Genomic DNA, 25,026 nt, shown 5'->3' with positions numbered 1-25,026 from the left:
GATCCGGCCTGGCGCGAGGCGCTCACCGACCTGGTCGTCCTGCGTGACGACGAGCCGGGGCTGCTCAAGGACGCCGGCGAGGACGGCCGGCTCGGCGTCGTCGATCTCGACGCCGAGACCGCCTGGCTGGAGCCGGGGCCGATCCTGATCCCGCACCCCGTGCTGCTGGCGGATCTGGCCGACCTGCGCGAGTTCGCCGCCGAACTGGGCGCGGCGCAGCGCGTGCCGCAGCTGGCCCGCGAGGTTCACCACAAGGGCGCCGGAGTGCCCGACTACGCGGGCGGCCGGTTCTCCGAGCTGCGCCACGCCACCGCCCGCGCCGCCCGGTTCGGCTTCCGGGTGCGCGGCGGCTATGCCGTCTGCCCGGTCGTGGACTCCGGCCGTCCCGTCCAGGCCCGCTACTGGCTGGGCGACGACGGCCCCGACTACGAGGCGTACACGGGAGACCTGATCTGGGTCGGCGCCGACGAGCGCCCGCTCGAACCCGCCGACGTCGGGCCGGTCGCCTGGTCGGAAGGCGTGCGCATGGCCGAGCTCATCTACGCGGGAAGGATCACCGACGGTGACTGACGACCTCCTCCTCGACGCCGGGCTCGCCCCGGCCGGGGCCGAAGGCGGCCAGCCCGTCCGGGCCCGCGCCTACGGCCACCCCGCGCTCGGCGAGCGCCCGGTGATCCGCCTCATCGGCGAGACGACCGCGCCGGCCGAGGACCGCGCCATGGCCTTCCTCGGGTACGGCGAGCCGCACGTGAGCCAGCCCCTCGCCACCGGACGCCGCCGCGGCCTCGGCTACCCGGCCTGGGCCCTGGTCAACGACCCGCGCGGCGCCAAGGCGGCGCTGGCCGCCGTCTCCGGCATGGAGCGCGCCGCCCGCCTGGCCGCCGCCCGTCCGGGGGCCGCCGCCGACGCCTACGCGGAACTGGCCGCCACCCTGCCGCGCACGCACCTGCCGAGCTTCTGGGAGCAGGCCGGGCGGACGTTCATCGCGGCCGGGCACGGCGGACAGGCGGCGGTGATGTTCGGTCGGGCCCGCGAGGCAGAGGCCACCTACGCGCTGCCCGTGGACGAGGCGGCCCGCCGGGCGGTGTTCCTGGAGTACGCCTTCGCCGGGGCCCTGCCGGTCAAGGCGGTCAACACCTACGTCGTCGAGCTGGCCGAACGCTACGAGCCGCGCCGCGCCTACGACGAACTGTTCGAGCTGGCGGTCCGGCGCACGCTCGGCGGCCTGCCGCCGTGGAGCGACCTGCCCAAGCAGTTGCGCAAGCTGGCCAAGGCCGCCAAGCTCGACCCCGCCGCCGAGGACCAACGCCTCATCGCCACCCTGCTCGGCGCCCCGGCGGTGAAGCGGGCCCGCCCCGCGTTCTGGAAGGCCTACCGCGCGACCCTGCTCGCCCAGCCGCGGCAGGCGCTGCTGGAGGTCTTCCCCACCGCCGACGGCGTCGACGAATGGTGGCTGGAGCTGCTGCGCGAGTCCGGCGCGCTCGACACCGTCCCGGCCGCGTGGCTGTCGCGGCTGGTGGCCCACCTCAAGCGCGGCTGGCGCTCGGAGCCCGGCTCACCGGCGCTGCTCGCGCTGGTGGAGCGGATCGCCGGCCGGCTGGCCGCCGAGGGCGAGCCGGTCCGGCTGGACGGGGGAGTGGCCTGGCGCAGCCGGATGCTCGACCTCGATCTGCTGGACGCGTGCCTGGCCGCCGGAGTCCCGGTCGCCGATCCCGGCAGCGAGGCCGTCGTCCACCTGGGCAGGTGGCTGATGAACGGGCGGGTCCGCGACCTGGCCGCCGTCGCCGCCGACCCGCGCTTCGCGCCCCTGCTGGAGCAGGCCGTGGGCAACCACCGCGAGGTCGAGGAACTGATCGAGATCCCGGTGCTGCGGCCGATGGTCCACGCCTGGCTGCTCGACAGGACCCGGCGGGCGGCTTCCGGCGGGCTGCTGGACGCGCGCTCCGCGCTCGACGCCCTGGAGAACGCGCTCACCGGTCCCGTGCTGGCCGCCTTCGACGGGCTGCGCGAGGCGATCGAGGGCGTCGACTTCGCGGTGCCGCTGTGCCGTACGCTGCGGGCGGGCGTCTACGACGAGCTGGGCTGGGAGGCGTTCGACGCCGCCCTGGAAGAGCTCGGCGACGACGCGCGCGTCAGCGCGAGCTGGCCCGTGCTCACCGTCTTCACCGCCGCCAAGGCGATCGCCCTCGGACCGGGCGGCCGGGTCGCCGAGCACGACCTGCGGGTGCCCGCCGGCACGCCCCACCTCGACGTCCTCTACGCCGGCGGCGCCTTCCGCGTCGCCTGGGGCACCAACGAGTCGCGCTCGTTCTACTGGTCGTCGGCGCCCTCGGAGATCCACGAGAAGGACGGCTGGCACTACTTCCACGAGCACCGGGCCGGGCTCGGCTACGCCTTCCTCACTCCCTCGGGCGGGCGCGTCACCGGCCGCAAGGCCCTGCACCCCGGCGACCGGCGGCCCGAACTCGACGAGACCGGCCGCATGTTCTCCGACGGCGCCACGTTCTGGATCCAGCCCGACGCGTGGCGGCCGGTGCTGCGCGAGCTCGACCCGGCCGCGGGACAGCTCGGGCGGGCCAGCCTGCCGGCGTTCCTGGAGGACGCGCCGCCGCCGCCCGATGCGCGGTGGCAACTGGACGGCTGCTCGCTGGCCCCGCTGCCCGAGGGCCTGGAGCGTACGCCGCTCGGCGCCGCGGACGGCATGATCGGCTTCCGCGTCCACTCGGCGGGCGGCCACTACACCTACGCGCGCGCCGACGGCCGCGGCGGCAGCGCGAAGCTGACGGCCACGCCCTGGGGACTGCTCGACCTGCCCGGACGCACCGAGCCCCTGCTGCTCACCGGCACCGGTACCACGGTCGTCCTCACCGAGGCCGACGGGACGCTCCATTGGGACGTCACCACCGGCCGCGACCGGTGGAGCACCGCCAAGGGCAGTTCGGACGGCACCGCCCTGGTGCCGTTCCAGGCGTTCTGGCACCATCTGGCGCCGCGCGATCCCGGCGGCTCCGCCGTACTGCGGGATCTGACGGAGGCCGGCGCGCGGGCGCTCATGGACGGCGGCGCGCCACCCGTCACGCACGAGCGGCTGCGGCGCGGCGTGGCCGGGCTGGTGCGGCAGGCGAACGAACTGGCCACCCGCCGCGACGAACTGCTCATCAGCGCGGGCGCCACCGCCGGGCTCGTCCCCGGCCTCGACGAGGAGGAGCTCGCCAAGGCGCTGGCCGACCTGGTCAACGCCCAGGGCATGCTCACCTACCAGGCCGGGCGGCAGATCGCCTTCACGGTCGCGTTCCTGTCCGGCGAGGTCCCGCCCGAGGCGGTCAAGGGCGGCATGCCCGGCAGCTTCCAGGACTGGACCGACCTGATCGGCCGCCTCGGCGGCCTGGCCGTGCGCGCGATCTCGCCCGCCACGCCCGCGCCGCGCAGGGCCGCGATCCTCGCCCTGCTGGAGCTGTGGTCGGGTTCGCGGCTGGCCGAGCCCGGCCTGCGCCGCGGCGTCGCCGACGTGGCCGGCCCCACCGGCCACCTGTCCGCCGAAGGCGCCCACCTCACGCTCGACCTCACCCCCGACTACTCGGGCATCTACCAGGCGCGGCGCCGCAGGTTCATCGAGTACGGCACCGCCCCCCGCGCCGGCGAGGTGCTGGACGTCTCGGCCGAGCTGCCCACCGGCTGGGCCACGCCGCGCACGCTCGCCGCCTTCGTCGACCGGCTGCGGACGCAGGGCCCCGCCGCGCACGATCCCGAGGCCGTCGAGCTCCTGTGCGCCGAGACCGGTCTCGGCCGGCCCGCCGCCGCGCTGCTGCTGGCCGGGCTGCCCGGCCTGGACAGCTGGGGCCGCGACTTCCTCGACGCCGAGAGCCGTGAGGTACTCGGGCTGAAGCCCGCCGAGGCCGTCATCGCCCGCGACGAGCTCAAGGCGCTCACCCGGCAAGAACGGCGTGACCTGCTCGACGAAGCCGTCCCCGCCGACCCCTGGGACCAGAAGGCGCTCGCGCGCGGCCTCGCCGACGCGTGGACCGCCCGCTTCGGTCGCCGGACGCGGGTGCCGGAGGACGCCGTGACCGCCGCCAGGACCCTGCCGCTGCGGCTGCCCGCGGTCATGGCGCTCGGCGCGCTGACCGACCCGTCCTCGGTCGCCGAGCTGAACCGGGACCACGACACCTGGCTGGCCGGGAACCGCTACCACGAGGTGGTCGAGCCCGTCGCCCTGAACGACCTGCTCGCCGACCTCGTGCTGGCGCTGCCGTGGGCGTATGCCACGCTGCCGGGCGGCCATCCCGCCCGCGCGGGCCTGCCGGCCGCCCTCGACCTGGTACGGCGCCGCCTGAACCACCCGGGGCTGCTCCTGCGCGGCGGCCCGATGGAGGCGGAGGGTTTCACCGGCGAGCCGTACCGGGGAAAGCTGGACGAGGAGGTCGCGGCCGTCGACGACGGCCTGACCATCGTCGTCACCCACGGCCGGACGTTCTTCCGCCCCGCCCTTCTCGGCGGCGACGCCCGCTCCCGGCTGCAGCTGTCGCTGGAGACGCCCTGGGACACCACGACGCCGGCGGCCCGGATCGTCGCGCTGCTGCGCTCGGACGGCTACACCCGGATGGCCGAACGGGCCCTGCTGCTGGAGGCGGGCCGCTGGGAGGCCGATCCCAGAGCGAGCGCACCGGGCGTGCTCGCCGCGGCGGCCGACGAGCTCGGCCTGGACGAGGACGCCGCCGTGCTCTACCTGCAACTGCTCACGCTCCTCGAACCCACCGACCGCAACGTCCGCACCTGGAACGACTGGACGCCCGCCCGCCACAAGAAGGCCGCCGCCGTCCTGTCGGAACGCGGGCTGGTCATGGCCGCCAAGCGCGAACGCGCGGGCCGCGGGTTCTTCCTGCCCGGCGGCTGGACCAAGGGCAAGGCGCCCGATCTGCCCGCCGAGACGTGGAAGCTGGAGGCGCTGTATCCGCTCACGCTCGGCCGCCGCCTGCCGGAGACGTCGCTGCCCGAGCTGTTCGAGCGGGCGTGGCGGCGCGTGCGCGAGGGGGAGGGCCCCCGATGAGCCTTCAGGCGCAGGTCGAGCCCGCCGAGGTCCGCCACGCGGAGGAGCTGGAGCAACTGGCCGCCCGCCCCGGTCCCCGCCCGCCCGGCTGGCGGCTGACGCCCTCGGCCGTCGTGGACTTCGTCATGGGCGACGGCCGGCGGGTCGCGCGCAAGTTCGTCGGCGAGCGGGCGCTGGTCGAGCGGGCCGTGGTCACGCTCGCCGGAGAACGCGGCCTGCTGCTCGTCGGCGAACCGGGCACCGCCAAGTCGATGCTGTCGGAACTGCTGGCCGCCGCCGTCAGCGGCGCCAGCGAGCGGGTCGTCCAGGGCACCGCGGGCACCACCGAGGAACACCTGCGCTACGGCTGGAACTACCGCCTGCTGCTGGCGGAAGGGGTCAGCGGGCAGGCGCTCGTGCCCTCCCCGATCCTGGCCGCGATGCGCGCGGGAGCCGTGGCGAGGGTCGAGGAGATCACCCGCTGCCTGCCCGAGGTGCAGGACGCGCTGGTGTCGGTGCTGTCCGAGCGCCGCATGGCCGTGCCCGAGCTCGCCGCCACCGAGTACGCCGCCCAGGGCTTCAACGTGATCGCCACCGCGAACCTGCGCGACCGGGGCGTCTCCGAGATGAGCGCGGCCCTGAAGCGGCGCTTCAACTTCGAGGTCGTGCCGCCCATCGGGACCCTCGCCGACGAGGTCGCCCTCGTCCGCACCCAGGCCACCGCCGCCCTCGCCCGCGCCGGGGCCACGCTGGAGGTCGACGACGCGGTCATGGAGGCGCTGGTGACGACCTTCCGCGACCTGCGGCTCGGCACCGCGGAGGAGGGCTGGCCGGTGGAGCGGCCGGCCGCGGTGATGAGCACCGCCGAGGCGGTGGCGGTCGCCGGGTCGATGGGACTGCAGGCCGCCTACCTGCCCGTTCCCGACCCGCTTTCGTTGCTGCCCGGGTATCTGCTGGGCGTCGTGCGCAAGGACGATCCTGACGATCAGGGCAAGCTGCTGGCGTACTGGGACACGACGGTGCGGCGGCGGGCCGAGAGCGGGCCGCGGTTGTGGCGGCGGCTGTACGAGCTGCGCGACGCGCTGTCCGGTGGGTCGTGAAAGAACTCGAGGAGCTGGCCGGGGGGCGGGCGCCTTACCTGATCGGGGTCCGTCACCATTCGCCGGTGCTGGCGGCGGCCATGCCGTACCTGCTGGAGGCGGCGCGGCCGCGGGCGGTGCTGGTCGAGCTGCCCGGGGAACTGCAGGAGTGGCTGGGCTGGCTCGGCTCGCCCGCCACCACGGCGCCCGTGGCGCTGGCCGTCGCCTCGCAGGAGGGGGAACGGCTGGGTTTCTACCCGTTCGCTGACTTCTCGCCGGAACTGGCCGCGGTGCGGTGGGCGGTCGGGCGCGGGGTGCCGGTGCACGCCATCGACCTGCTCACCGAGCTGCCCGGCGACAGCCCGGCAGGGGAGCTGGTGCCCGCCCTGATGCGGCGGATGGACGTGGACGACCACGAGGAGCTGTGGGACCGCCTCGTGGAGACGCCCTCCCACGGGGCCGAACCCGGGAGGATCCGCCGCGCCGCCCTGGCCGTCGGCTGGGCCCTGCGGCAGGACGCCGGCACGATCTCCGAGCGGGATCTGGCGAGGGAGGCGTGGATGCGGCGCCGTATCGCCGACATCGGGCCGGAGGGCGCGGCGGTGGTCGTCGGCGCCTTCCACGCCCCCGCGCTGACCGCCCCCGCCGCCGCCGTTCCCGAGACCGTGCGGGAGGAGGTGGTGACCGCGCTCGTTCCCTACGGCTTCGAGCTGCTGGACTCGCGCTCCGGCTACCCCGCCGGCATCAAGGACCCGGAATGGCGCCAGGCCGTCTACCTGGCCGAGGGCGACCCCGCCGCCGTCGAGCGGGCCGCCGCGGAGACGATCGCCCGGATCTGCGCGGAACTGCGGCGCGACGGCCACGTGGCGGGCGTCCCCGACGCCAAGGCCGCGTACGGCATGGCCCGCGACCTGGCCGCCCTCCGCGACCTGCCCGCCCCCGGACGCCGCGAGCTGGTCGAAGCCCTCCAGAGCACGCTGGCCCAAGGCGAACCCCTGGGCCGCGCCCGCGCCGTGGCCCGAGCCGCCGAACGGGTCCTCATCGGCGCCCGCCGCGGCCAGATCGACCCCGCGGCCCCCCGCTCCGGCCTGCTCACCCACGTCGAGGAGCTCGTCGCCGGCCTGGGGCTGCCGGGACCCGGGCAGCCGGAGGCCGTCCTGCGCCTCGACCCCCACCGCTCGCCCCTCGACCAGCGCCGCCACCTGGCGCTCAGCCGCCTGTCCGCGCTGGACGTCGGCTACGCGGAGGAACGCCCCATGACCGGCGTCGGCGGCGCCGACACCCTGGGCCGTTCGTGGACCGTACGCTGGCGGCCCCTGACAGAGGCGACGCTGGAGCGCGCCGCCGTCTACGGCACCACCCTCGCCCCCGCCGCCGAGGGCCGCCTGCGCCGCGCCGCCCTGACCGAACGCCTCCCCGGCGTCCTGGAGAAGGCCGCCGCATGCGGCCTGCCGGAGCTGACCGCCGAGCTGCTGGGCCGTCTCGGCACGGAGTTCGTCCCCGTGGCCGGACCCGCTGACCTGGTGGCCTGCCACCGCCTCCTCTGCCGCCTCGCCGCCCTCCCCACGCCGCCGCCCGGCTGCCGGGAGGCGGCCGAACTCGTCCTGACCGCGGCCGTCGCCTCCGTCGAAGGCCTGTCCGGGATGACGCGTCACGAGGAGGCGGCGCTGCTGGGCGAACTGGTCCGGCTCGCACCCGCCCGGGGCCGCCTGACGTGGGTGTTGCGCCGCATGGCCGCCGACGGCACCCCTCTGGCCCAGGGCGCCGCCGCCGCGGCCCTGCTCGTCGCGGGCGCGGACACCCCCGCCTCGCTGTCGGTACGCCTCGCCACCTGGGCCGAATCCGCCTCCCCTGAGCCACCACCGGCCCCGCGCCCGCCCGTAGACCAGGCGCCCTACCCGCCCGCTGACCGGTCGCCCCTTCCGCCCGCTGACCGGCCATCCCGCTCGCCCGCCGAGACCGGGGCCGGGGCGGTCGGGGCGGTCGGGGCGGTCGAGGGGGTGGCCGGGGCCGGGGTGATGGCGGCGGGGCGGGTGGCCGGGGTGGTGCTGGTGGCGGGGGCGATGCTGGAGGCGTCGGCCGAGCTGCTGGCGCCGCTGGCCGAACGGGTCGAGATCTGGGACGACGCCGGGTTCCTCGCCCGGCTGCCCGCGCTCCGTGACGGGTTCGAGGCGTTGTCTCCCGCCTCCCGCCAGCGCCTGCTCGACAGCCTCGGGCTGGACGCCGACCTGACCCTCCACGCCCCGGCCGGGGAACTCGCCGCCTGGGCCGCGGCCGACGAGGCGGGGCGGCTGGCCGTACTGGAGCTGGATCCCGCGGCCCTGGACGGCGCGGACGGCGAGGCCGCGGACGGCGCGCGCCCCGTGGTGGTCGCGCGGGACGGGGAGGGGGACGCGCGGCGGATCGGGCGCGCCGACCGGTGGCGGATGGTGCTGGGGCGTGCGGCCGACCGGCTGGACCCCGCGGCCAGGGCGGTCGCGCGGGCGCTGGACGACCTGTACGGGGCGGGAACGGGAGAGGGGGCCGGCGCGGGTGGGGACGGGCGGCCGTATCCCTCCGCCCGGGAGTGGGTGGAGGAGCTGGAGGCGCTGTTCGGGGCCCGGGTACGCGAGGAGGTCGTGGGACGGGCGGCGGCGCGCGGGCGCGTGGACGCGCTCCTGGCCCTGGACCCGGAGCGGGTCAGCGCGGACGTCGGCCTGCTCGAAGGCATGCTGGCCCTGGCCGGGGCGCTTCCCGAGGCGCGGCTGGCCAGGTTGCGCCCGCTGGTGGCGCGGATGGTGGCCGAGCTGACCGAGAAGCTGGCCCGGCGCATGCGGCCCGCGCTCACCGGCCTGACCACGCCGCGGCCCACCTCGCGGCCGGGCGGCCCCATCGACCTGCGCCGTACCCTGCGGCGCAACCTCCACACCGCCCGGCTCACCGAACGCGGGCCGGAGGTCGTGGTGGAGCGGCCGGTGTTCAGGACCCGGGCCCGGCGTGGCGCCGACTGGCACCTGCACCTGTGCGTGGACGTGTCGGGCTCCATGGAACGCTCGACCATCTACGCCGCGCTGGCCGCCGCCGTGCTGCACGGGGTTCCGGCGTTGAGCGTACGCTTCATCACGTTCTCCACCGAGGTCGCGGACCTGTCCGACCGGGTGGCCGACCCGCTGTCGCTGCTGCTGGAGGTGTCCGTGGGCGGCGGCACCGACATCGGCACGGCCCTGCGCTACACCCGCGAACGCCTCACCGTCCCCCGCCGCAGCATCGTCGCCGTGGTGAGCGACTTCGACGAGGGGGTGTCGGTGGGCCGCCTGCTGGCCGAGGTACGCGCGCTGGCCGGCACCGGAGCCCACACCCTCGGCCTGGCCGCCCTGGACGACCAGGGCAAACCCATCTACAACCGAGCCGTCGCCGAGCAGGTGGCGGCCGCCGGGATGCCGGTGGCGGCGCTGTCCCCGTCCGAACTGGCCGGCTGGATCGCCGAGAGGGTGCGCGGATGAGGCCTCAGGTGATGCCCGCGGTCCTGGCCGACGCCCTCGCCGCCGCCCCCGCCCGCGTCACCAGGCGCCTGGACGCCGCGCCGGGCGCGGCGGAGGACTGGCAGTGGCAGCCCGAGGGCGCCGAACTGCACGTCAGCACCGGCCAGGAGACGGTACGGCTGCCGCTCGCGGGCGTGCTCACCGACCTCGCCCAGATCACCTGCACCTGCCTGCTCACCCCACGCTGCCTGCACGCCCTCTCGGTCCTCAGCGCCCTGCCCCTGGCCGGCACGTCCCCGGCACAGAGCGAGGAGCCCGACCCCGGCACCTCGTCGTCCCAGAGCGACGAGCCCGGCTCCGGCATTCCGCCGTCCCAGGGCGTCGAGCGCCCCGGCGCCCCGCCGGAGCCGAGCCCTTCGGAGCGCGGCCGAGCGCGTCCGCCGGGCGGCGGACCGGCCGCGATGGCGTGGGAGGCCGGGGCCGAGGTGCTCGCCGCCGGAGTGGCGCACGCGGGCGCGGCGGCCAGGGAACGGCTGCTGCGGGCGGCCCACGCCTGTGCCGAGGCGAGCCTGTACGACCTGGCCCGGCCGGCCACCGCCGTGGCCCAGGGCGTTCACGACGTGCGGGCCAAGCGGCCGGAGTTCGAGCTGGCAGGCTACGCGCGGGACCTGGCCGAACTGCTCGGCACGGCCTGGCGGGACACCGGACCGGGCGGCCAGAGCGCCAGGCGCCGCTACGAGGCGCTGCCGCCGATGATCCTCCAGGGGTTGTTCAGCGAGCCCGTCGTCACGGCCTCCGGCTACGCGGGCGTGGTGACCTGGCTGGCCGACGAGGCGGGACGGTTGTTCAGCGTCGCCGACGTCGCGCCGGGCGGCGTGGAGCGGGTGGGAGCCGCCTACCGGGGGGCGGTCCGTTTCGGCGGGCTGGCGCTGTCGCCCGAACGGCTGGGCCGCAGCCGCGTCTTCGCGCAGAACGCCGCCGCCAGCGCCGACGGCAGGCTGAGCAGTACGAAGGAGACCAAGGCCGCGATCCATGGCGAATGCGCATGGACCGGCCTCCTGTGGACGGAACCCCCGGCCGGCCAGCTGGCCAGGGCGCTGCGCGGCGAGCGCGACGGCCTGATGTTCCTGCGGGCCGAACTGGCGGGCCGCGACCTGCGCACCGGCGCGGGCACCCTGACCGCCGTCGGCGCCACTCCCGACGCCGAAGCCAACCTCCGCAAACTCGCCCAGCGCCAGGAGCGCGACGTCATCGTCCGTGTCGTGCCCGACCAGCCGGGCGTGGTCACCGTCCTGGCCGCAGACCGGCACGACCTGCCCTTCGCCGACCTGCCCGGCCCGTCGGGCCCGCCGCTCCCGCCCAAGCCCGGCGGGCGCGCCACCCCCCTCACCCCGCTCCACCGCGTCCTGCACCGGATGGCCATGGGCGGACGGGCGACCGCGGGCCCCGCGGCGGCCGCCACGATCGCCGCCACCGCCGCCCGCCTGCGCCGCGATCAGCTGCCCACCGCCGCCGCCCTCCTGGAGCGCCTGGCCCGCCAGGCCGCCGCCGTCCGGCGTACCGTGACGGGCGAGTCGCTGCCGGAACCGCCCGGCGAACTGGCCCGCGCCTGGTCGGCCGCCATGACCTACGCCGGCCGGGCCGAGGAGGAACTCACCCTCCGCCTCTGGCGAGCGGCGACCGAGCCGGGGCCCGGTTAGGCGAGGCGGTGGCGGATCACCAGGTCGTTCAGGGCGTCGTGGGCGGTGGCGGCCTCGGGAAGGGAGGAGGCGGCCTGGGCCTCCCGCAGGGCCGCGGTCATCCGGGCCACGTCCGCCGCCACACCGTCGATCACCGGCGCCGCCCCGTGCTCGGCCTCCCGCTTCGCCTCCACCAGCTCCGGCAGGTACGCCGGGCCGTACCCGGACAGCAGGGTGAGGTCGGCCACCAGCTCGCCCGTGCGCATCAGATGGGTGCCGGTCGCCAGCACCCGGAACGTGTACAGCAGCGGCTTGAGCTCGCCGGTCTTGTCGAACAGGCGCCACTGGGTACGGGCGAAGCCGAGATAGTGGTGGGCGTGGTGGCGGGTCAGGCAGCCGGGCGCGAGCGCGGTCAGCTCCGCGTGCGCCGGCGAGGTGGCCACGACCAGCGGCGACAGCAACTGCTCCAGCACGTAGCCGTTGCGGTTGAGCAGCAGCCGGCAGAACTTGGCCAGGTCGTGCGTCACCAGGTCCACCTCGACCGACTCGCGCGTCCAGGTGCGGTCGAGCGTCTCCGGGCCGGTGCGCAGGCCGACGACCTCGCGCAGCGGCAGCACGTGCGCGCCGCGCAGGTCCACGTCGGAGTCGCGTGAGGGGAAGCCGTACAGGTGCGCGCCGCTCACGGTCGCGAACACCAGCGGGTACGGCTGCTCGCCCGGGATCTCGGGCAGCCAGCCGGGCAGGTTCACAGGTGGGTCCTTCTGACGTCCAGCAGGAACGCCTCGACGGCGGCGCGGTCCGGAGCCGCCGGCAGGACGCTCACCGCGGACTCCAGCTCGGCCGCCAGGCCCGCCCGCCACGCGGCCACCTCCTCCCAGGAGACCTCACCGCGCTTGACGGCCAGCAGCCGCTCGCGCTCCGGGCCGGCGTCGATCTCGAGGTCGCCGTGCCGGACGAGATGAAGGCCGCAGCGCATGAGACGGATCATGTGCATGGCCTGCTTCCACTTGGGCGCGGCCGGGTTCAGGCGGCGGAACTGGGCGTCGGCGTACCCGCAGAAGGTCTGGCGGGCACGCTCGGACAGGAACGCGCGGCGCAGCCCGAGCAGCCGCTCGCCGAGCGGGGTGCTCAGCTCGACCAGCGGCGACCACAGGCACTCCAGCACGGTCGGGTTGGCCTCCAGGGCCAGGCGGCAGAAGCGCTCCACCTCCCAGGAGAACTGCTCGGGCAGCGGCCCGTCCCGATGGGTGGGCGGCTTGTCCAGACGCCAGAACGCCTGCGTCGGCGCCACGAACACGCCCCTGCGGTCGGTGTCGGAGGCGTCGGTGTCCAGGCCGTAGGCGCGCGAGCCCACGACGACGGACAGGATCAGGTCGTCGTTCACGGCGCCAGCCCGCTCAGCAGGTCGGCGGCCTCCAGGCGGCGTCCGCCGCAGCGGTCCGGGTATAGGGCGTAGACGCCGGCGTCGGCGGGCAGGTCGACGTCACCGCGGACCAGCATCGCGAGCTCGGCGCCGTCCGGGCGGACCTCGGGCGCGCCGGCGCGGGCGGACAGTCGGGCGGCGAAGGAGGCGACCGGCTCGCCGGGGCGGCGCTCGTAACGGACGACCACGCCGTCGCGGCGGCGCACCAGCACCTCCTGGGCGCGTCCAGCCGCGTGCCAGCACGCCAGCTCCCACATGGTCACCCGCTCCTCGAACGCCTCGCCCAGCGCCCGGCCGAGCGCCGCCAGTTCGTCGCCGCTGCCGGCCACCTGATGACCGTATCCGGCGGCCGACAGGTTGAGGTCCGCCCACACCGAGGTACGCGACCACAGGTCGGCCACCAGCGGGACCAGGATCTTCGCCGGCCCGGACAGGTCGAAGCGCTGCCGCACCGCCAGCGGGTCGAACAACGCCTCCTCCGGCTGCCGCATGAACCCGGCGAAGCCGCGTACCAGCTCGTCGAAGGGCACGTCGTTGTAGCTGAACACGACCGGCACCAGGTACCGCCCGCGCAGCGCCCGCACGTCCACGTCGATGAACTCCGACGCGCCGAGCGGCTCCGGCGCCGAGGTCAGGTCGCCCGAGTGCGTCAGCGCCTTGCCCAGCCGCAGGTTCGTGTAGTCGCACAGGCCGGCGAAGCGCCAGCTCTCGTCGAAGACCGCCACCGACAGGTCGAGGTCGACGCGGGTTCCCGGCGGCTCCGCCCAGTGCAGGAAGAAACGCAGCCGGGCGTCGTCCGGGATCGGCTGCCTGCTGCCGCGCGTCAGCCGTACCAGCGCCTTGGACGCGGTGCGCTCCGACGTCGGCGCGACCAGGTCGGCCAACGTCTCGTCCAGCAGCGCGCGGCGCACCCCGGGCAGCGCGGACGCGCGCCGCAGGAGCTCGGCCGTGAGCACGTCCTCGGCGCCGAGCACCACCTCGTCGGCCAGCGGCGGCCGCTCGTCGGGCAGCGTCCAGAAGCGCGCGGTGCCGCCCCTCGGCAGGAACAACCGGCGGCCTCCCGGAGCCGCCCGCAGCTGCCCGAGCGCGGACACGAGCACGCCCGGCGCCACCCGCCGCACCGCGTCCTGAAGCACCGTCCCGGGACCCAGCAGCGTCTCCGGCGACAGCCGCAGCATCTGCGACAGGCGGCGCACCAGCTCACCCGGCCGCGCGGCGAGCAGCCCGGCCGCCTCCTCATACCGCTTGGCCGCCAGCGCCGGCTCCACCCGCCCGTTGAACGTCGTCGCCCGCAGCCGCCCCGCGCGCACCCGCACGGCTTCGGGGTGGCCCGCCGCCCGCGCCAGCAGGGCCCGCCCGAACGCCGTCCCGCCGTCGAGCGCCGTCCCGCGCAGCGCCGCGAACGCCATCGCCGCCACCGGGAACCTGCGCGCGTGCTCGTGCGGGTGCAGCACCTCGCCCATCCGCACCCACAGCCGGGCGTGCCGCCGCAGATCCTCCAGCAGGTACGGCACCGCCATCCGATCCAGGCAGCCCAGCACGACCCGCCGCATCCCCCTGCCCAGCGCCAGGCGCTCGGGCGCGATGCGCAGCCCGGGATCGCCGCCCATCAGCTCGAACAGCAGCCGCAGCACGTCGGTGGCGGTCTCCAGGCGCGCCTCCAGCAGGCCGGTGGCGCCGTGCCGGGCGGCCACGGCCAGGGCCACCGCCCTGGTCTCCTTGACCGGGATCGCCTCCGGCAGCCAGGCCGCCGACTCGGGCCAGCACGCCTCCAGCAGGGTGCGCAGCTCCGCCCGCTCGTGCGGGGGCATGGGAGTGCGCCGTTCCAGGAGGGAACCGGTCAGCTCACGGGCGGCGGCCTGCGGGTCCTCGCACAATCCCAGCACCGCGACCGGCCTGGTGAGAGTGGTGCGCGGAGCCGTACGGGCCGATCCGGCCGGACGCAGGAACGGATCGTCGGGCGCGATCCGCCGGTGGCAGATGGGGCAGGCGCTGAAGTCGGAGCCGTCCCAGCACAGGCGGCACACGAGGTGCGCGCACGGCGAGACGGGATGGACGGTCCCGCGCTCTCCGCACAGCACGCACGGCTGCTCGGCCGCCTGGGTGAGCAGGCTGAACACGCGGCGCACGTAGAAGTCCCGCGTGTCCTGAGGCACGCTGTCCGGAAATTTCCGGAAGAGCGGGATGTGTTCCGCACCCGCGCCCACCTCGTTCCGCGCCCAGTGCAGCACCCTGCGGCCGACCTTCGCCAGTTCTGCCGCGTCCAGCCCGCACAGCGCGTCCCGCAGCGGCCCCGACAGCAGGAACCCGAGCTGCACCAGCTCGGCCTCCAGCGCCGCGACCCCGCCGGGAACGTCCGCCGCGACCAGCCGCATCCCCTTGCGCAGCTTGCCCACCGGCGGCACCGCCCGCGGGTCGGCCAGCATGGGCGCGAGGGCGACCAGCCGCCGTGCGCGCAGCAGTACCTCGGCGATCGCGTGCACTCCTGGCCTCCCCCTGAAGACGCGTGCGGGAGGCCGTGCCGGGCACGGCCTCCCGGGGCGGAGAGCGGGCACGCTGTTCATAAGAAGTGATGAGAAGGAAGCACACCCTGAGCCGCCCAGGCGCCACACGCTACCCGGATGACCACGGCCATGTCCTCCCCATATTCGCGGGTCCGGCTGGGACGAGGTCACGGACGCCGGGAAGGAGCCGGCCCCTGTCCATGCGCGACGGGCTGCTGGCGGGGGTGGGAGCCGGGGATGCGGGCGGTGTCGGCCCAGGTGGCCCCAGCCTGCAGTGCGTGGTGGGCGTTGGTGGGATGCCGCATGGTACGCGCGACGCGCTTTCGGTGTTGTCAGGAGAGGCGGGTGAGCACGTCTCGTAGGGCCTCGTCCACCTGGCGGCGGTGGTAGCCGCGCAGGGCGATGCGGAGTTCGGTGGCGCGGATCTCGTCGGGGGTGACGCGTTCGGCGTCCGAGGCGGTGCCGTCCAGCGTCTTGTTGATCCGGGTGAACAAGTCATTGACGGTGCTTGCTTTGTAGCCCCGTAAAACCACGTCGAAGGTGTACATGGCGATCAAGTGTGGCATGCCCGCCTCATCTGACGCCTGTCGCAGTTCTCACCACTTAGGGGGCTCAGGGGCGAGGCCGTTGCGGTGCTTTGGGTGCGCGCCCGAGGGGCGTGGAAGGCGTGGAGGGCGGCTGGGGGCGGCGGGGGGTGGGTGGGGTGGCGGAGCCGTAAGAGATCGAGGGCTTGTGGGGGGAACGCGAGCGCAAAACGGCGGCCGGGAGGGTTGATTGGGTGGTGGCGGGGCTGGTGGGATCGGGGGGTGGGTTTCGATGAGGTGTATCGGTGGAGCATTGAGCGGCCCGAGCGGTTCTGGGCCGAGGCGGCGCGGGGGATCGAGTGGGACGTGGAGCCTGCGCGGGTCTATGTCGATGGGCGGTGGTTCGGGGATGGGTGGCTGAACACGTGCCACAACGCGCTTGACCGGCACGTCGCCGCCGGACGGGGGGAGCAGGCGGCGCTCATCTACGACAGTCCGGTCACCGGGGCCAAGCGGACCTATACCTACCTTGAGCTGCTGGATGAGGTGGCGCGGACGGCGGGGATGCTGGCCGGGCTCGGGGTCGGGCGCGGGGACACCGTGGTGATCTACATGCCCATGGTGCCCGAGGCCGTCGTCGCCATGCTGGCCTGCGCCCGGCTGGGGGCGGTGCACTCGGTGGTGTTCGGCGGGTTCGCGGCGCCTGAGCTGGCGGTGCGGATCGACCATGCGCGGCCCAAGGTGGTGATGTCGGCCTCGTGCGGGATTGAGCCGTCCCGCCTGGTGGAGTACAAGCCGCTGCTCGATGCCGCACTCGATCAGGCTGAGCATCGGCCCGATCACTGTGTGATCCTGCGGCGACCGCAGTGCCGCGCGGAGCTGGAACCGGGGCGTGATCTTGACTGGGCCGAGGTGGTCAGCGCCGCCGTGCCCACCGGTTGTGTCAGTGTGCGGGCCACCGATCCGCTCTACGTTCTCTACACCTCGGGCACCACCGGTGTCCCCAAGGGCGTCGTGCGCGACAACGGCGGGCACGCGGTCGCGCTGCACTGGAGCATGAGCGCCGTCTACGGCGTCGCGCCGGGCGAGGTCTTCTGGGCGGCCTCCGACGTGGGATGGGTGGTCGGGCACTCCTACATCGTGTACGCGCCGCTGCTGGCCGGCTGCACGACCATCCTCTACGAGGGCAAACCGGTCGGAACCCCGGATCCCGGGGCGTTCTGGCGGGTGGTGGCCGAGCATGGGGTGCGCGTGCTGTTCACGGCGCCGACGGCGATCCGGGCCATCAAGAAGGAGGACCCGGCGGGGGAGCAGGCCGCCAAAACCGATCTGTCCGGCCTGCGGCATCTCTTCCTGGCCGGGGAACGCCTCGACCCCGACACCTACCACTGGGCCACCGGCCTGCTCGGCATCCCCGTCATCGACCACTGGTGGCAGACCGAGACTGGCTGGCCCATCGCCGCCAACTGCGTCGGCATCGAACAGCTCCCCCTCAAGCCCGGCTCGCCCACCAAGCCGGTCCCCGGATACGACGTGCGCATCCTGGACTCCGCCGGCGCCGACTGCCCGCCCGGCACGGAAGGCGCCGTCGCGATCCGCCTGCCGTTGCCGCCCGGCTGCCTGCCGACGCTGTACAAGGACGACCGGCGCTTCACCGAGTCGTACCTGACCCGCTACCCCGGCCACTACCTGACCGGCGACGGCGGCTACATCGACGCCGACGGTTACCTCTACGTCATGGGCCGCATCGACGACGTCATCAACGTGGCCGGGCACCGCCTGTCCACCGGCGCCATGGAAGAAGTCATCGCGGCCCACCCCGACGTGGCCGAATGCGCGGTGATCGGCGTCGACGACCCGTTGAAGGGCCAGCTGCCCATGGGGTTCGTCGTCCTGAAGGCCGGTGCCGACCGTGACCCCGCCGATCTCGAACGCGAACTCGTCACCATGATCCGCGACCGCATCGGCCCCGTCGCCGCCTTCCGCCGCGCCCTGGTGGTCACCCGCCTCCCGAAGACCCGCTCGGGCAAGATCCTCCGGGCGACCATGCGCGACATCGCCGCCGGACGGCCGTACCGCACTCCCTCCACCATCGAGGACCCCACCGCCCTCCAGGAGATCACCGACGCCCTGTAACCCCCGCCTGTGCCGCCCTCGACCCGTGTGTCTTGGGAGCAACGCTTCGGGCGCGGAGCCGTGGGGCTGCGGCGGCGTGGGGTTGTGGGGCCGCGAGAGTGTCGGGGGTGCTGGGGTGGGTGGGGATAGTTTGATGAAGGGTTAAATGTCGTGGCCCTAGGGTCGGGGTATGGAGCACAGCGTTGAGGTGAGGACCGACCGGCGGGCGTTGGCGGCGGTCGGGGTGACCGTGGTGTTGTGGGCGTCGGCGTTCGTGGCGATTCGGGCCGCCGTACAGGATTATTCGCCCGGCGCGCTCGCCCTCGGACGGTTGCTGGCCGGATCGCTCGCCCTTGGTGTGATCCTGCTGGTGCGCCGCGAAGGGCTGCCCTCGCGTAAGGCCTGGCCCGGGATCGTGGTGTCGGGGGTGTTGTGGTTCGGGGTGTACATGGTGGCCCTGAACTGGGGTGAGCAGCAGGTCGACGCCGGTACCGCTTCCATGGTGCTGGGGATCGGGCCGGTGCTGATGGCGTTGCTCGGCGGGTGGGTGCTCAAGGAGGGCTTCCCGGGGCGGCTGCTGGCGGGGCTGGCGGTGTCGTTCGCGGGCGCGGTCGTGGTCGGGGTGTCGATGTCGGAGGGCGGGGCGTCGTCGGTGCTGGGGGTCGGGCTGTGCGTGCTGGCCGCGGTGTCGTGGGCGGTGGCGATCATGGCGCAGAAACCGGCGCTGAAGTACGCCTCGGCGCTCCAGGTGACGACGTACGGGTGCGTCGTGGGCACGATCGCCTGTCTGCCCTTCGCGGGGCAACTGGTCACCGAGGCGGCGCGGGCCCCGCTGTCGGCCACGCTCAACCTGGTGTACCTGGGCGTCTTCCCGACCGCCGTCGCCTTCACCACCTGGGCCTACGCCCTCGCCAGGACGACGGCGGGCAAGATGGGCGCCACCACGTACGCGGTCCCGGCGCTGGTCGTGGCCATGGCGTGGGTGGCCCTGGGTGAGGTGCCGGGGTGGCTGACGTTCGCCGGCGGCCTCCTGTGCCTGGCCGGCGTCGCCGTCACCCGCTCCAGAGCCGGCCGCTGACAAGATCGACGATCCGCGCGGAGAAAGCCCTGAGAGCGGAAGGCCTCCTAACGGCGTGCTCCGGTCTTGGTCGCCAGCAGGCGGGTCAGGGTGGGTGAGGCCCAGGCGGCCCCCAGCATGAGGCGCATCATCACCGGCAACGACGTACGGCCCCGCCCCCGGCGCACCGCGTTGACCAGGGCGCGCGCCACCTGCTCAGGACTGACGGTCGGGATGATGCCGGCGATGCCCGGGATGCGCTCCTCCGAGCCGGGGTTGTTGGCGAAGTAGTCGCTGGAGACCTTGCCGGGGATGATTTCGGTCACCCCCACCCCGGTGCCGTGCAGGTCGGCGCGGAGGGCGGCGACCAGGCCGCGCAGTCCCCACCGGGCCGCGGTGTAGCCGAACGCGCCGGGCCAGGCGATGCGGGAGGCGGGGGAGTTGACGACGACGATGCGGCCGCTGCCCCGCCGTACCATGTCATGGGCGAAGGCGGCGCTCACGTAGCCGGCGGCGAGGAACGGCACCGCGGCCAGCTCCCTGAACTGCTCCGGCGAGGTCTCGTCGGCGAACAGCCACAGCCCGGCGCCCGCGTTGTTCACGATGACGTCGGGCACGCCGACCGTGGCCTTCACGTGCTCGGCCATGGCGGTGACGGCGGCCGGATCGCCCAGGTCCGCGGGGAAGACGTGTGACTTGCCCAGCTCCGTGGCCAGCGCGTGGAGCTTGACCTCGTTCCTGGAGGTCAGGACCAGCCTGGCCCCGGCGCGGGCGAACTCCCTGGCGGTCTCCGCCCCGATGCCCGACGACGCGCCCGTCACCAGTACGACCTTGCCCCGCAGTTCCACCGCATCTCCCGAAAAATCGCCCAATATGTACCAATATGGACCAATATCGCGCCAGGGTATCGGTCATCCGAAAACCCGGCGTCACCCGGAGGCGTGGTCCAGCGGCAGCTCGACGGTGATCGTCAGCCCGCCCTCTTCCCGGGGCCGCGCGGTGACGGTCCCCCCGTGGGCCTCCGCGATCACGCGCACGATCGACAGTCCCAGCCCGCTGCCCCGATCGGACCGCAGCCGGTCCCCGTGCAGCCGCCGGAACGGCTCGAAGATGGCCTCCAGCTCGTACGGCGGCACCGGCAGCCCGGTGTTGGCCACCACCAGCTCCACCTGCTCGGCCCGGCCCCGCGTCGTCACCCACACCTCGCCCTGCGGGTGGTTGTGGCGGACCGCGTTCTCCACGAGGTTCTGCACGAGCCGCTCGACCAGCACCGCCTCGCCGCTGGTCGGCGCCGCGTCCAGCAGCCGGTGGATGCTCACCTCGGCCTTGGCGGCCTCGACGGCCACCTGGTCGAGCACGTGCTCGGCCACGTCCATCAGGTCGAACGGCCGCCGGTCCAGCAGCGCCCGCTCGCCCTCGGCCAGCGCGAGCAACCCGTCGATGAGCCGCTCGTGCCGGGTGTTGACCAGCAGCAGCGACTCGCCGAGCCGCTTGACGTCTTCGGTGGCGTCGGGACGGCGCACGGCCACGTCGACGAGGGTCCTGTTGATGGTCAGCGGGGTGCGCAGCTCGTGGGAGGCGTTGGCGACGAAGCGCCGCTGGCCGTCGAAGGAGCGGGCCAGGCGGCCGAGCATGGTGTCGAAGGTCCCGGCCAGTTCGGCGACCTCGTCGCGCGGGCCCTCGTAGCCGATGCGCTCGGTGAAGTCGTGGCTCTGGGCGACGCGGCGGGCGTTCTCGGCCATCGCCTTCACCGGGCGCACCGCCCAGGAGGCGGCCCGCCAGCCGACCAGGAACGCCAGGCCGGTCCCCGCGGCCACGGAGGCCAGGCCGATCAGGCGGAGGTTGGCGAGCGTGTCGCGCCGGTAGACCGCCTGGATCTGCATCGCCCGGATGCGGGCGATCTCGTAGGTGTCGGAGAAGCGGGGGTACTCGCCGTAGCCGTACTGCGGGACGTTGACCGCGATGTGGGTCGGCGTCATGAGGCCGGTGCGGTAGGCGAGGCTGTGCTGCACGACGAAGTAGACGGCGGCCAGCACGACGGCGCCCAGCACCAGGAACACCGCCGCGCAGGCGAGGGAGAAGCGCAGGCGCACGCTCATGGGATGCGGTACCCCGCTCCCGGCACGGTCTCGATGACCTGCGGCTCGCCGAGCTTCTTGCGCAGCTTCATCATCGTGGTCCGCACGGTGTTGGTGAACGGGTCGATGTGCTCGTCCCACACCTTCTCCAGCAGGTCCTCGGCCGACACGACGGCGCCCTTGGCCCGGAGCAGCTCGGCCAGGACGCCGAACTCCTTGCGCGCCAGCGGCACGTACCGTCCGTCGCGGAAGACCTGGCGGTGCGCCCAGTCGAGCCGCACGCCCGCGCGGTCCAGCATGGGCGGGTCGGCGGGACGGGCCCGGCGGCCCAGGGCGTGCACCCTCGCCACCAGTTCCTCGAACGCGAACGGCTTCGGCAGGTAGTCGTCGGCCCCCAGCGACAGCCCCGCCACCCGCGCCCGGATGTCGCTCGCGGCCGTGAGCATGAGGACGCGCACCAGCGCCCCGTCGGCGACGACCCGCTTGCACACCTCGTCCCCGTGCACGAGCGGCAGGTCACGGTCGAGGACGAGCACGTCGTAGGCGTTCACCGACAGGCGCTCCAGCGCCGACTCCCCGTCGTAGGCGACGTCCACGGCCAGCGCCTCGGCGCGCAGCCCCTCCGCGATCGAGTCGGCGAGCATGCGCTCGTCCTCGGCGATCAGCACTCGCACTCTTCCCCCAAACGATCTTAAACTCCCGTAAGTCTGGTGATTGTCACATAACCTCCGCGTAACCAGATCGCGTGACGCCGAGGCTACATCCGGGGCGGTGGGCTACCCGCCCGTGACCACCCTGACTTCGACGCACCGGTTGTTCCTGGCCGTTCTCTCTCTGGCCGCGGCGCTGCGCGTGCTCGTCACGCTGGCCTACGACACCGCCCAGCTGTACTGGTACGACTCCTTCACCTACCTCGGCACAGCTCTCCACATGCGCCCGCAGGGTGCCTTCCACCCGGCCGGGTACTCGTGGTTCCTGTGGTTGCTGCGCCCCTTCCACAGCGTCGACCTGGTCGCCGCCGTCCAGCACACCATGGGCCTCGGCATCGCCACGATGATCTACCTGCTCCTGCGCCGCCGCGGCCTGCCCGGCTGGGCCGCGACGCTCGCCGCCGTGCCCGTCCTGTTCGACACCGGGTTCCTGCGCCTGGAGCACGCCGTGCTCTCCGACCTTCAGGTGATCTTCCTGACGATCGGCGCGATCACCGTCCTGCTGTGGCGCGAGCGCGTGGCGCCCGGCGCCGCCGCCGCGGCCGGCCTCATGCTCGCCCTGGCCGGGCTGACCCGCACGGCCGCCGTCCCCCTGATCGGGCTGGCGCTGCTCTTCCTCCTCGTACGGCGGACGCCATGGCGCACCACCGCAGCCATGGCCGCGGTCGCCCTGGTGCCCCTGGTGCTGTACGCCGGTTGGTACGCCCAGCACCACGGCCGCTTCGCCCTCAGCGGCTCCGACGGCGTGGCCCTGTGGGCCAGGACGATGACCTTCGCCGACTGCGCCAGGATCCGCCCGCCGGCCGACCTGGCCCCGCTCTGCCCGAACACCGTCCGCCTGGACGCCGCCTCCGAGTACGTCTGGGATCCCGGCGCCTCCCTGAACCTGCTCGGCGACCGCTTCGCCCACAACGACCGGGCCCGCCGCTTCGCCGTCGCCGCGATCACCGCCCAGCCCCTCGACTATCTCCGCGAGGTCGCCAAGGACACCTCGCTGGCCTTCGCCCGGACGCCGATCGCGCACCCGAAACGGGTCTCGGTACCCGACGGCGCCTTCCCCACCGGCGTCTGGAGCCTGCCCGACCACCCCCTCGTCGCTCAGGCCCGCGCCGCCTACGACCCCGGCATCCGCGCCCAGCGCTCCGTCGAACCCTTCGCCGGCCTCCTGGCCCGCTACCGCTGGCCCTGGCTCCTGCACGGCGGCCCCTTCTTCGCCGTGATCCTGCTGGCGGGCCTGTCCGGCGTGGCCCGCCTGCGCCGCCCGGCGCGCCACGCGGTCGTGGACGGCGCGCGGGCCGCGGCCGCCGCCCGCTCCGCCGGTGACGCGCTACTGCCGTGGGCGGCGCCCGTCTTCCTGCTGGTGGCGCCGGTCGCCGCGCTCGACTTCGACCACCGCTACGTGCTCCCCGCCATCCCGCTGGCCTGCGTCGCGGCGGCGCTGGCACTGAACGGCCTGCGTCGCTCCCTGCCAAAGGGCGGGAAATCGCCGTAGTATCCGGGCAAAACCAGCATTTGGGGGCGCCAGTTGCCGGTACAGCCTGTGAGTGTGGTCATCGACCCAGCGGTCTCCGCCGAGACGGCCGGACTCCTCCGTGCGAACGCTCACCTGCTGGCCAGGATCCGCTTAGGCTGGCGGCCCGAGCCCGTGGCGCGGGACCGCCCCCGCAGAAACCCGTCGAGCCTGCTCCTGCTGCTGGCCACGCCGCCCATGATCGCGCTGGTGGCCGTGCTGCTGGAGTCGCGCGTGGCCCCGGCGGGGTTCGTGGTGCTGGGCGCGTTCGTGGTGCTGGTCCTGGTCAGGATGGCCGCCATCAACGAGAGCCCGCCGGACGGCAGGGTCCACGAGCGGATCGTCTTCGAGCAGGCCCGCTTGAACGAGGGCCGCTACCTGCTGCCCGAGGACTTCGACACCGAGGCGCGGGCGATCCTGGCCCGCGCGCAAGAGGCCATCGGCACCGTCCTGCGCTCCCACGTCAACGCCGAGGGCCTGCTCGACGACATCCGCAACGCCGTCATGCTGCCCGCCCAGGAGTGGGAGATCGCCCGCCTGCTGGCCAAGCTCTCGTCACTGCGCACCGAGCACCGGGCGCTGCTCGGCCGGGGGGTGGCGCCGGAGGTGGCCGAGGTGGTCGCGCCGCTGGAACGTGCCCTCGACTCCAGCGAGGCCGCCGTCCTGGCGCGCGTCGAGGCCCTGGAGGGGTACGCCGGCCACGTGGCCGAGGCCGAGGCCGCCTACCATGCCCGCGGCCAGATCGAGGAGCTCAGGGCCAGGCTGCCCCGCTACGAGGAACTGCTGGCCGAGTCGGGGGCGGACGCGCTGGCCGTACCCGAGATAGAACGGCTCGCCGAGGACGCCGGTCACCTCGAACGGGCCTTACGGCGGAGCGTGACTTCCGCACACGAGGCGTTTCGCCATCTCGAAGGCTGACATTAGGACAGAACGTTACATAGGATCATTTGCGTGTCCGGGCGTCAGGCGAAAGTGGTTGTCGATCCAACCGTTCCCGACCAGGCGGCGGAGCTGTTACGGCAGCACCGCAAGCTTCTCGTCCGCATGCGCGGTGGCTGGGCGCCGCCGCACAAACGGCGCAGCGTGGCGGCGCGCATCACCTACAAGATCATTCTGATCGCGATGGCGTCCTCGGCGACCGTGGCCGCGCTGGCCTTCTTCCGCGCCGCGCACTACACCACGTTCGCGTTCATCATGACCGGCGTCTCCTTCCTCATCCTGGCCTCCCTGCTCAAGCCCAACCCGGACGCCGAGGTGGAGAAGCAGCTCGACTCCGAGCTCGACGTCTACGAGTGCGCCCGGCAGTACCAGGGCCGGTTCGTGCTGCGCGAGGACCTCGACGAGGCGGCCAGGGCGCTCATGCTGCGCGCGCACTGCGCGATCGACACCGTCACCGAGTCGCGGGTCAACGCCGAGGGGCTGCTGGACGGCGCGCGTAACGCGATCATGCTGCCCGCGCAGGAGTGGGAGATCGCCCGGCTGCTGGCCAAGTTGTCGGGGCTGCGTTCGGAGCACCGCGAGGTGATGTCCGAAGGCGTCACCCCGGAGGTGCTCGCGGTCTCCGAGCCGCTGGCCAGAGTGCTGGAGGGCAGCGAGCGGGCGGTGACCGAGCGCGTCGAGGCGCTGGAACGCTACGCCGGGCACGTGCGCGACGCCGAGCGCGCCTTCCGCGCCCGCAGCCAGATCGAACGGCTGACCGCCAAGCTGCCCCGCTACGAGGAACTGCTGGCCGAGTCGGGCGCCGACGGGCAGGCGGTGCCCGAGCTGACCGAGCTCGCCGATGACGCCGGCCGGCTGGAGCAGGCCCTGCGCGACAGTGTCAGCTCGGCGCACGAGGCGTTCCGGCATCTGGAAAGATAA

At 74.3% G+C, this 25,026-nt stretch carries 17 protein-coding genes; 10 read left to right on the top strand and 7 right to left on the bottom strand.

Going from position 1 to position 25,026, the window contains the following annotated elements; genetic code table 11:
* The 5 genes from ACFWY5_RS16410 to ACFWY5_RS16390 form a co-directional block, all read left to right on the top strand.
* A partial coding sequence (locus tag ACFWY5_RS16410) for a DUF4132 domain-containing protein (RefSeq protein ID WP_379632653.1) occupies nucleotides 1-570 on the top strand: 570 nt, incomplete at its 5' end.
* Entirely contained in the window at nucleotides 563-5,047 is a 4,485-nt protein-coding gene (locus ACFWY5_RS16405) for a hypothetical protein (RefSeq protein WP_379632651.1), read from the top strand. The genes ACFWY5_RS16410 and ACFWY5_RS16405, both read left to right, overlap by 8 nt.
* Nucleotides 5,044-6,126: an AAA family ATPase gene (locus tag ACFWY5_RS16400; protein WP_379632649.1), complete on the top strand. Its 1,083-nt coding sequence runs from the start codon at nucleotides 5,044-5,046 to the stop codon at nucleotides 6,124-6,126. Before ACFWY5_RS16405 ends, ACFWY5_RS16400 begins: the two co-directional genes overlap by 4 nt.
* Nucleotides 6,123-9,587, top strand: a complete 3,465-nt coding sequence (locus tag ACFWY5_RS16395) for a DUF5682 family protein (RefSeq protein WP_379632647.1) — start codon at nucleotides 6,123-6,125, stop codon at nucleotides 9,585-9,587. The genes ACFWY5_RS16400 and ACFWY5_RS16395 overlap by 4 nt, the downstream gene beginning before the upstream one ends.
* Nucleotides 9,584-11,266: a hypothetical protein gene (locus ACFWY5_RS16390; protein WP_379632645.1), complete on the top strand. Its 1,683-nt coding sequence runs from the start codon at nucleotides 9,584-9,586 to the stop codon at nucleotides 11,264-11,266. Before ACFWY5_RS16395 ends, ACFWY5_RS16390 begins: the two co-directional genes overlap by 4 nt.
* On the opposite strand, the gene ACFWY5_RS16385 is transcribed toward ACFWY5_RS16390, so the two are convergent.
* The 4 genes from ACFWY5_RS16385 to ACFWY5_RS16370 all read right to left on the bottom strand — a co-directional run bounded on the left by ACFWY5_RS16385 (nucleotide 11,263) and on the right by ACFWY5_RS16370 (nucleotide 15,738).
* Complete coding sequence (locus ACFWY5_RS16385) at nucleotides 11,263-11,994, bottom strand: DNA polymerase beta superfamily protein (RefSeq protein ID WP_379623219.1); 732 nt, start codon at nucleotides 11,992-11,994, stop codon at nucleotides 11,263-11,265. The two genes, ACFWY5_RS16390 and ACFWY5_RS16385, sit on opposite strands and share 4 nt — an antisense overlap.
* Nucleotides 11,991-12,629: a DNA polymerase beta superfamily protein gene (locus tag ACFWY5_RS16380; protein ID WP_379623220.1), complete on the bottom strand. Its 639-nt coding sequence runs from the start codon at nucleotides 12,627-12,629 to the stop codon at nucleotides 11,991-11,993. Before ACFWY5_RS16380 ends, ACFWY5_RS16385 begins: the two co-directional genes overlap by 4 nt.
* Nucleotides 12,626-15,151 carry an MXAN_6230/SCO0854 family RING domain-containing protein gene (locus tag ACFWY5_RS16375; RefSeq protein ID WP_379632642.1) on the bottom strand — a complete coding sequence of 842 codons (2,526 nt, stop codon included), beginning with the start codon at nucleotides 15,149-15,151 and terminating at the stop codon, nucleotides 12,626-12,628. The genes ACFWY5_RS16380 and ACFWY5_RS16375 overlap by 4 nt, the downstream gene beginning before the upstream one ends.
* Nucleotides 15,152-15,504: 353 nt before the next feature.
* On the bottom strand, nucleotides 15,505-15,738 hold the full coding sequence (locus ACFWY5_RS16370) for a DivIVA domain-containing protein (protein WP_379632640.1): 234 nt from the start codon (nucleotides 15,736-15,738) through the stop codon (nucleotides 15,505-15,507).
* A gap of 240 nt (nucleotides 15,739-15,978) precedes the next feature.
* On the opposite strand from ACFWY5_RS16370, the gene ACFWY5_RS16365 reads away from it, so the two are divergent.
* Both ACFWY5_RS16365 and ACFWY5_RS16360 read left to right on the top strand, forming a co-directional pair.
* Nucleotides 15,979-17,832 (top strand): propionyl-CoA synthetase, encoded by a 1,854-nt coding sequence (locus ACFWY5_RS16365; protein WP_379632639.1) that lies wholly within the window; start codon nucleotides 15,979-15,981, stop codon nucleotides 17,830-17,832.
* 169 nt (nucleotides 17,833-18,001) lie between these two features.
* Nucleotides 18,002-18,889 (top strand): DMT family transporter, encoded by an 888-nt coding sequence (locus ACFWY5_RS16360; RefSeq protein ID WP_379632636.1) that lies wholly within the window; start codon nucleotides 18,002-18,004, stop codon nucleotides 18,887-18,889.
* Between the two features lie 47 nt (nucleotides 18,890-18,936).
* On the opposite strand, the gene ACFWY5_RS16355 is transcribed toward ACFWY5_RS16360, so the two are convergent.
* The 3 genes from ACFWY5_RS16355 to ACFWY5_RS16345 form a co-directional block, all read right to left on the bottom strand.
* The gene (locus tag ACFWY5_RS16355; RefSeq protein ID WP_379623230.1) at nucleotides 18,937-19,716 is read right to left on the bottom strand and encodes an SDR family NAD(P)-dependent oxidoreductase; all 780 of its coding nucleotides are present in this window, start codon (nucleotides 19,714-19,716) and stop codon (nucleotides 18,937-18,939) included.
* Nucleotides 19,717-19,797: 81 nt separating this feature from the next.
* Nucleotides 19,798-20,967 (bottom strand): sensor histidine kinase, encoded by a 1,170-nt coding sequence (locus ACFWY5_RS16350; protein WP_379623232.1) that lies wholly within the window; start codon nucleotides 20,965-20,967, stop codon nucleotides 19,798-19,800.
* Complete coding sequence (locus tag ACFWY5_RS16345) at nucleotides 20,964-21,620, bottom strand: response regulator transcription factor (RefSeq protein WP_184963320.1); 657 nt, start codon at nucleotides 21,618-21,620, stop codon at nucleotides 20,964-20,966. The genes ACFWY5_RS16350 and ACFWY5_RS16345 overlap by 4 nt, the downstream gene beginning before the upstream one ends.
* A gap of 112 nt (nucleotides 21,621-21,732) precedes the next feature.
* Here ACFWY5_RS16345 and ACFWY5_RS16340 point away from each other — a divergent pair, with 112 nt between their 5' ends.
* Genes ACFWY5_RS16340 through ACFWY5_RS16330 form a run of 3 tightly spaced genes read left to right on the top strand, consistent with a single transcriptional unit; the run spans nucleotide 21,733 to nucleotide 25,026 of the window.
* Nucleotides 21,733-23,148: a hypothetical protein gene (locus ACFWY5_RS16340; protein ID WP_379632634.1), complete on the top strand. Its 1,416-nt coding sequence runs from the start codon at nucleotides 21,733-21,735 to the stop codon at nucleotides 23,146-23,148.
* A gap of 54 nt (nucleotides 23,149-23,202) precedes the next feature.
* Nucleotides 23,203-24,084 carry a hypothetical protein gene (locus tag ACFWY5_RS16335; RefSeq protein WP_379623236.1) on the top strand — a complete coding sequence of 294 codons (882 nt, stop codon included), beginning with the start codon at nucleotides 23,203-23,205 and terminating at the stop codon, nucleotides 24,082-24,084.
* Nucleotides 24,085-24,117: 33 nt separating this feature from the next.
* Nucleotides 24,118-25,026, top strand: a complete 909-nt coding sequence (locus ACFWY5_RS16330; protein ID WP_379632632.1) for a hypothetical protein — start codon at nucleotides 24,118-24,120, stop codon at nucleotides 25,024-25,026.

Source organism: Nonomuraea sp. NPDC059007, from assembly GCF_042740555.1.
In the GTDB taxonomy this organism is placed as follows: Bacteria; Actinomycetota; Actinomycetes; order Streptosporangiales; family Streptosporangiaceae; genus Nonomuraea.
This window is presented reverse-complemented; position numbering and strand designations above follow the sequence as displayed.